The sequence below is a fragment of the Actinomycetospora sp. CA-053990 genome, from assembly GCF_050948445.1.
GTDB lineage: Bacteria > Actinomycetota > Actinomycetes > Mycobacteriales > Pseudonocardiaceae > Actinomycetospora > Actinomycetospora callitridis.
The window spans coordinates 5,924,328-5,936,448 of sequence record NZ_CP192043.1 but is presented as its reverse complement, the minus strand read 5'-3'; the positions used below and the strand labels follow the sequence as shown (position 1 = coordinate 5,936,448).

The following is a 12,121-nucleotide window of genomic DNA, read 5'->3' as shown; positions in this document are numbered from 1 at the left end:
CTCACCACCGATTGTGCGTGGTGGCGCGGCCCACGACCGCCTCGGGTGGGGTATCCCTGACCACGTGACCGCCCTTCCCGTCGACGGTGACCCGATCGCCGCACTGCGCGCCGTGGCCTTCTACCTCGAGCGTGAGCGGGCCGAGACCTACCGGGTGAAGGCCTACCGCTCCGCGGCGGAACGCCTCGCCGAGCTGGACCCCGACGACGTGGCGGCCCGCGCCCGGGCCGGCACCCTGACCGACCTCAAAGGGGTCGGGAAGAAGACGGCGGCGGTGGTGACCGAGGTCCTCGACGGCGGGACGTCGACCACCCTGTCCGACCTGGAGAGCCGGCACACCGAGCCCGTCGCGGGCGGGACGGGCATCCGCGCCGCGCTGCGCGGCGACTGCCACACGCACTCGACGTGGTCCGACGGCGGCAGCGACATCCTCGAGATGGCCCGCACCGCCCGCGACCTGGGCCACGAGTGGATGGTGCTCACCGACCACTCCGAGAACCTCACCGTCGCCAACGGCCTGACGCCCGAGCGCCGGCGTCGTCAGTTCGACGTGATCGCCCGGGTGAACGAGGAGCTCGCCCCGTTCCGCCTTCTGCGCGGCATCGAGGTGGACATCCTCGAGGACGGCGACATCGACGCCCCCGACGACCTCCTGGAAGAGCTCGACCTCGTCGTCGCCAGCGTGCACTCGAAGCTCCGGGCGCCGAGCGACGTGATGACCGCCCGCATGGTCGCCGGGGTGTCGCACCCGCTGGTCGACGTCCTCGGCCACTGCACCGGGCGCCTGGTCACCGGGGGCCGCGGCACCCGCCCGCCCTCGACGTTCGACGCCGAGGCGGTGTTCGACGCCTGCGTGGAGAACGGCGTCGCCGTCGAGATCAACTCGCGCCCGGAGCGCCTCGACCCGCCGCGCCCGCTCCTGCGCCAGGCCCTCGCCGCGGGCTGCGAGTTCGTCGTCGACACCGACGCCCACGCCCCCGGCCAGCTCGACTGGCAGCCCTTCGGCTGCGAGCGCGCGGAGGAGTGCGAGGTGCCGGTGGAGCGGATCGTCAACACCCGCTCCGTCGACGACCTGGCCGCCTGGCGTTCTCGGGGCTAGTCAGCATGGGGGCCATGCTGACGTTCAACGTCAGGAAAGACCCCACGATCAGTCGGTGACGACGGCCTCGCCGGTCTCGAGCACCGACTTGAGGTTCGACAGGATCGCCGGCCAGCCGCCCGAGACCCCCTTGAGCATCTCGCTGTCGGGCACGAAGTCGTCGTGGGTCACCGTCAGCTTCACGGCCTGCCCCGCCGGCTCGATGTCGAAGGTGACCTTCGAGCGCTTCTCCTGCTGGAGCTCGGCCAGGCGCTCGTCGCTCCAGCCGAACATCTCCTGCATCTCGGGCTGGTAGTTGTGCCAGGTGAAGGACAGCCGCCGGGGCGGGTCGGCCTCGAGGACGTGCTGGTCCCAGTCGTGGGGCTCCTCGCCACCCATCGACCAGAGGACCTTCGAGCCCACCGCCCAGTCCGACGTCGGACCGCCGCCGTCGTAGTACTTCGCGATGAACGCGGGGTCGGTGAGCGCCTGCCAGAGCTTCTCGGGCGTCGTGCGGATGTAGGTGACGTAGACGAAGTCGTCGGACATCTCGGTCTCCTCGGAGTTCTCCTGCAGGGCCTGCTTGAGGTCGGCGAGGGTCTGCGCCCGCGCCCGGTCGTACCGCCGGATCCACCGGTCGGCGACGTCGTTGATCGGCGCGGCGTTGAGGTGGTGGTGCTTCTCGCGCCCCTGCCACGAGGTGACGACGAGACCCGCGGCCTCGAGCACCCCGAGGTGCTTGGCGACGGCCTGGCGGGACATCTCCAGTCCCTCGCCGAGCTCCCGCAGCGACTGGCCGCCGCGGGCGTGCAGCGCGTCGAGCAGGGCCCGCCGACTGGGGTCGGCGAGCGCGCGGAACACCTCGTCCATCACGCCTCCGATCAGGCAACCCTGCGGTTGCCTGTCTGACGATAGGCAACCTTTCGGTTGCTCGTCAAGGGACGTGCCGGAAGCCGTTTGCGAGGTGATCGAAGCGCGCCTAGCGTGGTCGGTACACGGGAGAGGAGGTGGTCCAGCGTTGAAGAACGACAGGACTCGTGAGGTGTCCGTCAGCTAGCTGCTCGAAGGCCGTGGAGTGGCCGGTCCGCAGGCGATGATCCTGCGGCAGGGCGGCCAGCGAATCCAGGCAGGACACCAGCCCCCGGAGTTTCCCGACCCTCGTCCAGTCGGGGCCCGACCGCCCGGCATCGCCGGTGCGGGAGGGAGCGCTCCGGGGGCCTTCCTGTGTCCGGCGCCGGGGCGCGCTGTCTAGCGCGCGGCCCGCGGGCGGTCGTCGATGCCGAACGAGGCGCCGTAGGGCGCGTCGAACGTCGAGCCGTAGGGGCGCTCGCCGGTGGCGTCGTCCCGGGCGGCCGGCATCGGTCCGGAGGCCAACGGGTCGCCCGCGAACGGACGGTGGTCGTCCGGGGTGCTCTCACCGGTGAGCCAGGGCAGCGGCGACGAGCCGGTCGACGGCGAGCGCCAGCCCCCGGTGGCGGGGAACGGGGCGGAACCCGGGGTCGAGCTCGGGGCGTCGAGGCTCCCGAGCGGGTCCTCGAGCGGGTCATCCCGGCGCGCGGCCTGGGGCTCCGGGGGGCTGAGCCGGGTGCGGCTCGGGCCAGGACCGTGCGGGCCGGTGCCGGGCAGACCACCCTCGGCGACCCACTTCGCCTCCTCGGCGATGCGGTAGGTCTGGCACGGCCAGCTGGCACGACCGCCGGCGTGGAAGCACTCGCGACAGTTCCCCTGGGGGTCCGGCACGTGCTCGGCGAGCACCTTGCGCCAGAGGTCGGGCATCTCGGACATGACCACGGCCATCGACACGTCGTGGCCTCCTCTCCGTGCGGTCGGGAGGCCTGGGTGGCGTCCCGTCGGGGCCCACGGGGAACCGTGCGGCACGCGGCGGGATCGAGCCGTGGTTCAGGGAGCGCTCGGTCCCACCGCACCGGTCGTGCACACCGGGAGTAGGAACTCCGGTGCTGCGAGTGTTTGGTACCCGTTTCCTCGCCGCCGCACGATGGTCAGCGGACGGTGACGCCCTGCTACGCAACGTCATACGGGTGATCGGCGCGTCGCTCCGGCGTGTCGGGTCGTCGCGACGGTCCACGGTTGTTCATGGCTCGTTGACCAGGAGAAACGTCGTTGTCGAACCCTCGCTGCGGTGACCGGTCATCACCCGTCCAGGTCCGTCGGAGCGGCCGCGTGTCTCTCGGGCGAGTGGTTCTCCCGGCGACTCCTCGGGTGCCGCGGCGTCGCCGAGTGGAGCAACAGTTGCGCTGAACGGCCCAGCGACGCGGTGGTCTCGGCCATCGACCCCGGGTCGGGGCAGCGCCACGGTTACGCTTCCCCCGCGGCCGCACCGCGGCCCGGGCCTCTAGCTCAATGGGCAGAGCTACGGACTTTTAATCCGTTGGTTGTGGGTTCGAGTCCCACGGGGCCCACAAGCTTCTGGCCAGCGACTGCGTGCGTTGTGGGATGGGTGATCGAGAACCTCGAAGGGTGGCTCGAAACTCGGCGTCGTGGTGCGGATCGTGGACGATGCACGCTGCTGACCAGCGCAGATGGCGTTCAAGTGCCTGGCGGAGCTCGCGGGATGGCGAAGACCTTGTGTGTCGCAAGGCGACGGGGCTAACGCTCCGGTGCGACGTGGCTCTGGGGTGCGACGAGCTGTTCCCACGCCCAGAAGCGTTCGTTCGCCGAGGCGGAGTCGTCCATGTAGTCGATGCGACACCGGTTCGCGGCGGCCGGGTATCAGCCTCAAGGGCGATGCAGCACCCTCACTGCATACTGCGCCGAGGTCGAGACCGTGCTGCCCTGCGTGGACGTGACGGTGAGCCCGGCGGTTACCTCGGGGCAGGTCGCGTTCTGGTCGACCGACAGCTGCCGGCCGGAGACCGGGTCGACGGACGTGAGGCCGGCGGCCTGGAGCAGGAGCACGCCGCGGTCCATCGCACAGATGTTGTCGGCCGCGCCGGCCGGCAATGACCACAGCTGTCGCCCGGTGAGGTCGTAGGCGGTGTAGACGTTCTGCTGCGTCGCCGACGAGTCCCGCCGCGGTGTGGCCACGACGACGACGTCCTGCTGAGGCGCGTCGCCGGGGACGATCGCCAGGGGCCTCGAGGTGGGGTCGAGGACGGCGTAGTTCGTGATGTTGCCGGTCGGGATCGTCGCGCGGACCCGCCCGGACGGGAGATCGACCAGCGAGACTTGTTCGCTGCCACGAAGGGCGAGCGTGCGGGCGTCGCCGGAGAGGGACTTCCCCGTGTACCGCGTGTCGGAGCCGGTACTGGCGAACCCGTCGAGCGTGGGGTGCCCGGGTCGGCCCACCGCCGCCAGCGCCCGCGCGACGTCGTTGGTGTCGGTGTCGCTGACGGGGATCGTCGACAGCACGCGCAGGTCGGTGTCGGCGACGAGCCGGATGGCATCGAAGGTGCTGGGGCCCGTGGGGTCGGGTCGGGTGTCGACCCCTGGCTCCGACGGCGGCGGGACCGCGACGACGACGTCGTTGCCCACCACATTGACCGCATAGGGGACAGGCCGCATCGCGCCGGTGGACAGGTCGATCAGCCGGGACACGTCGAAGCTGCGGTTGAGGACGTAGCGGCCGTCCGTGGTCGGGAAGAACGCCGGTGTGGCGCTGTGGCACACGGTGTCGATGAGCAGGGTCTGGTCGGTGGTGTCACCGGAGTGCAGGACGACGTCCCAGAGGGGGCGCAGGGTTCTGCCGTCCCGTGCACCGACGTGGGCCTCGCGCCTCCCCAGCTCCACCCCGTTCGCGGGCAATTCGGTGTCGTAGCGGGTCAGGACGACGCTCGTCCCGTCCGGACGCCGGACGACTGTGGCCCGGCAGTCGAGGATCTCGGGTAGCCCCGGCCCCGCGGTCGCGAGTTGTGCGCCGGTCGCCTGGTCGTAGGTCACGAGCTGGTGGCTGCTGCGGCCCGGGGTGGTGCTCACGTCGTCCAGCACCGCGACCACGGCTCCGTCGGCGTCGACGTGTGCCTGATCGTTCGGGGACCCGGTGAACGAGAAGAGCACGCCCCCGACCGGAACCGGGGCGTGGGTCGGCGAGGCCGGCGCCCCCGGTGCCGTGGTCGGACCGGCCGCCACCGACGGTGTCGGCGCAGGAGGTCCGGACGTCCGACCGACGCGGATCGCGAGCACCGTGACCGCGGCGGCCACCAGCAGCAGCGCCACCCCGGCAGCCAAGAACGGCAAGGCCCGGCGTGGGGGTGTGGCCGCGCCCTGCAGGTCGACCCGAGGGATCGGTCTGGTCGGGACGTCGTCGGTGGGTCGCGTCGGTGCCGCCACGGGTTGCTTCCTCCTGGGTGCCCGACCCCGCCGCCGCGGTGGGGCGGACCCCTCGGGGTCGGGTCTCGTCAGCACCCCCATCGCCGCGAGGGCCCTCGACGTTGCGCCCGGGCGTAACGGGAGCTCACCACTCCAGCGATGACCGACCGTCCGGCGGGGGCGCCGGGATGTTGGGGGGACGGGCGATGTATCAGCGCATGACGAGACAGAGCGCGGTGCCCGGGCTGCTCTGGGCGATGATCGCCGGGTTCGGGATCGTCGCCGCCTGCCTGCTCTATCCGACGATCGTCTTCTTGCGGCTGGGCGCCGCGATGTTCTCCTCGCCCGCGCTTGGGTTGCTCGGGCTCGCGATCGCTCTTGTGTCGGGGTCGTTCGTCGTCGCGTTCGCGCGGGTCGGCTACGGGCTCTACGAGGGGAGCCGGGTCGCGCGGGGCGTCGCGTTCGTGCTCGCCGGTTATCTCCTGCTCTCGTGCTTCGCGATGCCGGTGGCCACCGGGCTCACGGTCGTGCTCGCCGTCGGCTCGCTCGGCGTCGTCGCCGTCCTGGCTTTCGCCCCGTCGGCGCGCGCGTGGTTCGCGGGGCCGTGGTGCCGCGGCACGGAGCTCCCTACCTCCATCGTCGTCGCCCAGACGGTGATCCTGTACTCGTCGGGCATCACCGCCCTGCTCGCCGCGACGCTGCTGGTGGCCGGGATCGCGCTGCTCGCCCTCCCGTACGCCGCGGGCACCGCCGGACTGATGATCGTCACGGCGCTGGTCTGCGCCGCCGTCGCCGCTGTCGGGTTCTGGGCGAAGGCCGCGGTCGCCCGCGCCGAGCGGCTCGCCCGGGTGCTGGTCACCGTGGCGACCGCGGCCGACCTCGTCGTCGTGGTCCTGCTCTCCGCCGCCGACGAGAGCGTGCTCCCGCTGCTCGCTGCGTTCGGTCTGCACGCCGCTGTCGTCGTGGCCCTGTGGCTGCCCGCCGACGCTCGGCGATTCTTCGGCGAGGCGGCCCTGCCTGTCGTGGAAAACCTCCACCGCCACGTACTGGAGAGCGGCCGCGGCGCATCCGCCGGGCCGATACCGCCGGCCCCGATCGGGTATCTGCCCCCGCTCCCTCCGCCGACTCCTCCCCTGGCGACCGGCCGGCACGCCGACCCACGAGCGGCCACGAGCACCGCGAGTCCGCTCCCGTGGGGTCCGCCGGCGGGGCCGCCACCACCTGTCCCTCCGCGTCCCGGGCCGGTCTCTCGGCCGCCCGGCACGATGACCCGCGTCGGCCCGCCGAGCGGCCGCCGCGTACGGCCCGACCCCATCGAGCTCGCCGCCACTGCCCCGGAGTCGAACGCCCCGGCCTTCTGCGGGCGCTGCGGGGCGGAAGCGGTGCCCGGCGCCGTGCACTGTGTGCGCTGCGGGTCCCGCCTGCTCGGGTACCGCGCGGCCGAACCGCAGCCGTGACCCTGCTGCACCCGCCCGGGACCGGGAGAAGGCGCCGCGGGCTCGTCCTCACCATTGTCGTGTCGCTCGTGGCCGGCGTGGGACTCGGTATCGGACTCGTTCTCGGCGCCCTCCCGGCTTTGCGTCCTAGCGTCGAGAGGGTCGCTCCACCGCTCGACCTGCACGCGGTCGACTGGGGCGACGCGACGCTGCCGGGTTCCGTCTGTCGTTCACCCGCCCCCATCCGGCTTCGCGGGGGCGAGGCCCTGGCGGTCCCGTCCTCCTTCGACGGCCCCAGCGCGAACTACCCGCAGGACGTCCACGTCGACGTCTCCACGGTCGTCTACGGCGACCTCACCGGGGACGGACGCGACGAGGCCGCTCTCCCGCTGATCTGCAACAACCACGACTCCACGGCAGCGGGCACGACCGTCGTCACTGCCCTGCTCCTCGACGGTTCCTCGGGCGAGGCCGCCCTCCTCGGCGCACTGTCCAGCTCGCAGCCGCGCCTCGGCGAGATTCCCAACGCGATCACCGTGAGCCGCCTGCTGCCCGGACGCGTCCTCGGCGACGAGTCGTTCTACGGCCCGGAGGACGCGAACTGCTGCCCATCGGGCCGCGCAAGCACCATATGGCCGTGGACCGGCGGCGCCCTCGGCGCGCCGCAGGCGACCATCACCCGTCGGCGGTGAGGCCGCCAGACGGGGTGTCGCGGGCGGGGCGGGACCAGGTCACCTCGCCGCCACCCACCGCTCGGCGACGTCGAGAGCGACCGTTTGTGTGGAGGAGCGAGCCGTGAAGCCGACCCTGATCATCACCGGCGTCGTCGCCGTCCTGCTGCTGCTGGGGCTGGCGGCCGGTGTCGGTGACGTCTCGTCGTCGAGCTCGTCCTCGAGCAGCTACTCCTCGTCGAGCTCAAACTCGTCGGACTCGTACTCCTCGTACTCGTCTTCCGACGAGTATGGCGGCGAGGACCCGCAGTCGCTGGAGCTGAACTGGCTCCCGGCGCTCACGGTCCTCTCCGGTGCTCTGGCCATCGGCGCGGTCTTCGTGCCGACCATGCCCCGCAACCGGCAGCTGCTCCTCGGCGGTGTGGGGCTGCTGGCGGGCATCTACGGCATCTGGGTGTGGGAGCAGGACACCGGGCACTACAGCTTCCCCGCGATCGTCACCATCGCTCCGCTGTTGATCGTCGGATGGGCGGGTTACGGGTGGCACCAGAATTTCCAGCGGGGCGAAGGCGCGCGCGGGTCGCTCGACGACACCGACAACACGGGGCCCGACCTGGTCTTCCCGGTGGCGATCCGGGCCGGTTCCCGAGGCTCCGTCGGCCTCGACCTCGACGTCGAGGCGTCTCCCGAGACGGTCCGCGACGCCGTCGGTCGGGCGCTCGCGAACCGGGGCAACTACTTCACCACCGACGGCTGCGCCTACTCCGTCCTGCGCCACCAGCCTGACGGTCTGGACTGCGCGATCCTCAGCGGCTTCCGCGGCCTCCAGCACTGCACGTTCAGCGTCCGGCTCAGCGGAACCCGCCTCAGTGTCCGTCTCCTGGAATATCAGACGGTCAACGAGAAGATCCTGTTCGTGATCCCCATGGGTCCGGCGACCATTCCGGGATACGGTTCCTACCGCCACTTCCTTCAGGCCCTCACGCGGGAGATCCGAAGGATCGACCGCGGGGCGGGAGCACGAGTGGTGCAGACATGAAGGCGCGCCGTCGCGGTCATCAACGGGGTCGCCGTCGTCGCCGGCATGGTCCTCGGGCTATCGGTGACGTCGACCCCGGCGGGGACCGGCCGATCCGGCGGTGGTTCCGCCCTCGACGACGGCTCCGTCAACGGCGGTGTCCGGGACGTCCACAACCGCCGCTGCCCCGAGTCCCCGATCACGCGCGTGTCCTGACCCCGACGCCCTCGCCTCCTACACCACGGGCCGAGGCGGAGACAGCCGATCGGTCGGCGTGCCCGGCCTCCTGCGGCGTGCCGGGCCGTACGCCTCCGCGAAGGAGGTCGACCATCCGAGCCTGCCCGACACCTCAACGTGCGCCTCTCGGCCCCGCCGGTACGCACGCTGCGGACGTGCACGGGCCGAGGGTGCGAGGTGGGGTCCGGGGAGGTCGGCATGTCGACGATTACGCCGACCCATGGCGGACGTCCTGAACTGTGCCTAACGGGTCCAACCGCTCGTCAGAGCCTCGTCGGCGAGGGTGTCCGCGCCTCTGGAGATGATTAGGTTCTCGGCTGTGATCGAGTAAGTCACGCCATTGTTGGTGGCGATCCAGCTGTCCTCGCTCCGCGTGACGGGCAGGGTGATCGTCAGACCGGTGCGCTCGTTGGCGCCGTAGTAGTAGAGCGCCCCGGACGTCCCCTGACAGATCGCGATGTGCACATCGGAACTGTGCGCAACGACCGGGGCACCGGCGGCGGCCTCGGGCAGAGTGCTCGCTGCCTCGGTCGGACAGGTCGTGCCGGAGCCCGCCGCCGTCCCGGAGCTCGCCGTCGTCCCGGTCGCGGGTGTCGTGCCGTTGCCGGCCGTTGGTCCGGTCGCGGCAGTTGGTGCCGAGCCGGAGGCGCTCGCGACGGTCGCCGACTCCGGAGCCGGACCGGCGAGTGCGATCACGAGCGCCGACACCGCCGCGACACTGATCGCTGCGCAGAGGCCGACGATGATCGCGGAGGCACCCGGTGCTGGAGTGCTCCTCGGACGGCGCGCCGCCCCCACGCTGCCGACGAGCAGACATCCGAGGAGAGCAGCTGCCAGGACGCCTGCCGTTGTGCTCCGATCGGCGCCCACCCCCTGCGTCGCGAGGACAGTCGGGAGATCGCGACCGCTGACGAAGACGGTGACCGCCGCCGCAGCCGCCATCAGTGGCAAGCCGAGCAGCATCACCGTCGCCCGGTCCCGGCCGGTCAGCAGGTCGACGGTCACCGGAGCCGTAAGGAGGGTAAGCCCACCGAGCAGCACGAGCCCGATCGGCGAGCCCGTGACCCACGGCCCCGTCCCGGGCCACGGCACGAGCACCGCGGCGCCCACGCAGAACAGTGCCGCGAGCGCGATGGCCGAGAGGTAGCCGCGCCGCGCGGGCCCCGGCAGGTGTTGGGGCAGCATCGGCGAGACAGGACGCCCCACCGTTGCCAGGGTGGGACGTCCGACGCATGTCGGTGGACGAGGAGCGGGAGCGGTGGCGCGGGCCACGAGCAGGTGCGAGCTCAATCGGTGCGTGCTGTCCTCGTCGAGGACGACCGTCGGCGCGTCGAGTGCACTCGTCCGCAACAGGACCGGGGCCGCGGGTGACGTCGGCGCTGCCTGTGGGATCGGCGCTACGCCTAGCGCTGTCGCGGGAGGTGAAGCAAGCGGAATAACGGACGACGGCGTCGACGGGCGCGGCCGCTGAGGCACCGTGTCGATCGGGATCGCCGACCACAGTTCGCTCATCCGCCTGCCTTCCTGCGGCAGCGCCCCCCGCGGCCGTCGTCCAATCATCGTCGGGCGACACGGATCCGTTGCAGCCGCGGCACCCCGCTTCTGTTCAGCGCTGTACCGATGGCGCCAGCGCATGGACGTCAAGCCGCCCTCCTGGTAACGCCCAACGCCGCCAGCTTCGGATGGCCCCTACACCTCGGCGGTACGGGGCCGAGAGAGCCGTGCGCGCGCTCCGCCAAGCTCTCGGCCCCTCGTGATGCCGATACCGCGGTGCGCTCGGCAGGCGCACTACCATCAAGCGATCCGGACGAGCGGACACGTGGGGTGCGATGACGGGGGAGCTGTTCGGCTCGTACCGCATCCTGTCCCGGCTGGGTCGAGGCGGCATGGGCGAGGTCCACGAGGCCTTCGACACGGTGCGCGAGCGCACCGTCGCGCTGAAGCGACTGCACCCCGAGGAGCAGGGCGACCCCGGCGTGCGGGAGCGCTTTCGGCGTGAGTCCCGGATCGCGGCTCGCCTTGAGTCACCGCACGTGGTGCCGATCCACGACTTCGGTGTCATCGATGGCCGCATGTTCATCGACATGCGCCTGGTTCGAGGTCGCGATCTCGGGGCGCGTATCACCGCCGAGGGAGCGCTGGATGCGGAGCGGGCGATCGCGATCGTCGGACAGGTCGCCGATGCACTGGACGCCGCTCACGATGCCGGGCTGGTCCACCGAGACGTCAAGCCCTCGAACGTGCTGCTCGCCGCGCGCGACTTCGTCTACCTTGCCGACTTCGGGATCGTGCACGTCCGGGAGGCGACACGCCCGCAGCGGTTGACCGCGACAGGGACCTCGCTGGGAACCCCGGCCTACATGGCGCCTGAACAGCTGCGCGGCGAGCCGTTCGACCATCGCCTCGACGTGTACGCCTTGGGGTGCGTGCTGTTCGAGGCAATGACGGGGCGGCCGCCGTTCGTCGGCGACCGCATGGCCGTGATGCTCAGCCACCTCAACGAGGAGCCGCCTCGCCCGTCTGCCCTGGTGTCCCATCTTCCGCCCAGCCTCGACGACGTGGTGCTCGGCGCGTTGCGAAAGGACCCGGACGAGCGTCCGAGGTCGGCCGGGGAGCTCGCCGCTTCGGCTCGGCAGACGGTGCGCGAGGCCGAGAAGGCGACCGAGGCGACCATCCCGCGCGCCGCAGCGGGATCACCAGGACCGGTCGACGCGAGCCGCGTCCGGCCCCAGGCCGGTCCCTGGATGCGCACACCTCCCTGGTCGCCCCTCGCTCGGCGGGACCCGACGTCGATGCCGCCCCCACCGGCGCTGCCGCCCCGAGTAATGCTGCTGCCCCAGCATGCCCGCCCCGGCGCTGCTGCGGCGGACATGGCGCCGCCGGGTCCGCCCAACGCCCTTCCGCCGGAGCCCATCCCTTCGGCCCCGCAACGGCCATCCGGCGCCGACGAGGCGAAGCGTCGCGCGGGACTCATGGCGCTCGTGCTCGCGGTGCTCGTGCCGCCGGTCGGTGCCGTCGCAGGGCTGGTGTCGCGGCGTAGGGGTGGTCGCGAGCGTCGTCTCGGGACGCTCGCGACGGTGGTCGGCGCAGTGCTGACGGTCGTGCTAGCGATCGTCGTACTCACTTTGACGCGCACCCCGGCCGTGCCGGCGTCGGCGGTTGAGGCGCAGATCGTCCAGCAGTCGGGCCTCGCTCCCGGCCAGGTGCAGTGCTCCGGCCCCCTCCCGGCCCGACCGGGTGCCTCGGTTACGTGCACTGCCTCCTCCAGCGGCCGCACGCAGTCGCTGCGCGTCACGGTGACGACGGTGGTGGGTGATCAGGTCGACTTCGACATCACCGCACAGTGAGAACGACCTTTCTCAGCTGTAACTCTTCCGAGTGAAGCGCCGATTACCGCTTGCGGCCTGTGTCACCT

9 protein-coding genes and 1 tRNA gene are annotated in these 12,121 nt (G+C 71.8%); 6 read left to right on the top strand and 4 right to left on the bottom strand.

The window, feature by feature from the left end:
- Positions 1 to 64 precede the first annotated feature (64 nt).
- Complete coding sequence (locus tag ACQPYN_RS30225) at positions 65 to 1,099, top strand: PHP domain-containing protein (RefSeq protein ID WP_433030746.1); 1,035 nt, start codon at positions 65 to 67, stop codon at positions 1,097 to 1,099.
- Between the two features lie 48 nt (positions 1,100 to 1,147).
- Here ACQPYN_RS30225 and ACQPYN_RS30220 read toward each other — a convergent pair whose 3' ends face one another.
- Positions 1,148 to 1,948, bottom strand: coding sequence for an ArsR/SmtB family transcription factor (locus ACQPYN_RS30220; protein ID WP_433030743.1), 801 nt, complete (start codon positions 1,946 to 1,948; stop codon positions 1,148 to 1,150).
- Positions 1,949 to 2,326: 378 nt separating this feature from the next.
- Positions 2,327 to 2,881, bottom strand: a complete 555-nt coding sequence (locus ACQPYN_RS30215) for a hypothetical protein (protein ID WP_433030740.1) — start codon at positions 2,879 to 2,881, stop codon at positions 2,327 to 2,329.
- 544 nt (positions 2,882 to 3,425) lie between these two features.
- On the opposite strand from ACQPYN_RS30215, the gene ACQPYN_RS30210 reads away from it, so the two are divergent.
- Positions 3,426 to 3,498, top strand: a tRNA-Lys gene (locus ACQPYN_RS30210).
- A 316-nt stretch (positions 3,499 to 3,814) separates the two neighbouring features.
- Here the strand turns inward: ACQPYN_RS30210 and ACQPYN_RS30205 are convergent.
- A complete protein-coding gene (locus tag ACQPYN_RS30205; RefSeq protein WP_433030737.1) occupies positions 3,815 to 5,365 on the bottom strand; it encodes a hypothetical protein in 1,551 nt (516 codons plus the stop codon).
- Between the two features lie 197 nt (positions 5,366 to 5,562).
- Here ACQPYN_RS30205 and ACQPYN_RS30200 point away from each other — a divergent pair, with 197 nt between their 5' ends.
- The 3 genes from ACQPYN_RS30200 to ACQPYN_RS30190 all read left to right on the top strand — a co-directional run bounded on the left by ACQPYN_RS30200 (position 5,563) and on the right by ACQPYN_RS30190 (position 8,490).
- Positions 5,563 to 6,801, top strand: coding sequence for a hypothetical protein (locus tag ACQPYN_RS30200; RefSeq protein ID WP_433030734.1), 1,239 nt, complete (start codon positions 5,563 to 5,565; stop codon positions 6,799 to 6,801).
- Positions 6,802 to 6,878: 77 nt separating this feature from the next.
- A complete protein-coding gene (locus tag ACQPYN_RS30195; protein ID WP_433030732.1) occupies positions 6,879 to 7,472 on the top strand; it encodes a hypothetical protein in 594 nt (197 codons plus the stop codon).
- A 103-nt stretch (positions 7,473 to 7,575) separates the two neighbouring features.
- On the top strand, positions 7,576 to 8,490 hold the full coding sequence (locus ACQPYN_RS30190; protein ID WP_433030729.1) for a hypothetical protein: 915 nt from the start codon (positions 7,576 to 7,578) through the stop codon (positions 8,488 to 8,490).
- A 459-nt stretch (positions 8,491 to 8,949) separates the two neighbouring features.
- On the opposite strand, the gene ACQPYN_RS30185 is transcribed toward ACQPYN_RS30190, so the two are convergent.
- Complete coding sequence (locus ACQPYN_RS30185; protein ID WP_433030726.1) at positions 8,950 to 9,912, bottom strand: hypothetical protein; 963 nt, start codon at positions 9,910 to 9,912, stop codon at positions 8,950 to 8,952.
- Positions 9,913 to 10,535: 623 nt separating this feature from the next.
- Here ACQPYN_RS30185 and ACQPYN_RS30180 point away from each other — a divergent pair.
- Positions 10,536 to 12,053 (top strand): protein kinase domain-containing protein, encoded by a 1,518-nt coding sequence (locus ACQPYN_RS30180; protein WP_433030723.1) that lies wholly within the window; start codon positions 10,536 to 10,538, stop codon positions 12,051 to 12,053.
- The last annotated feature ends 68 nt before the right edge of the window (positions 12,054 to 12,121 follow it).

Coding starts and splice junctions, on each gene's coding strand:
- ACQPYN_RS30220 (WP_433030743.1), bottom strand. CDS start 1,948: ATGGACGAGGTGTTCCGCGCGCTCGCCGACCCCAGTCGGCGGGCCCTG.
- ACQPYN_RS30200 (WP_433030734.1), top strand. CDS start 5,563: ATGACGAGACAGAGCGCGGTGCCCGGGCTGCTCTGGGCGATGATCGCC.
- ACQPYN_RS30180 (WP_433030723.1), top strand. CDS start 10,536: ATGACGGGGGAGCTGTTCGGCTCGTACCGCATCCTGTCCCGGCTGGGT.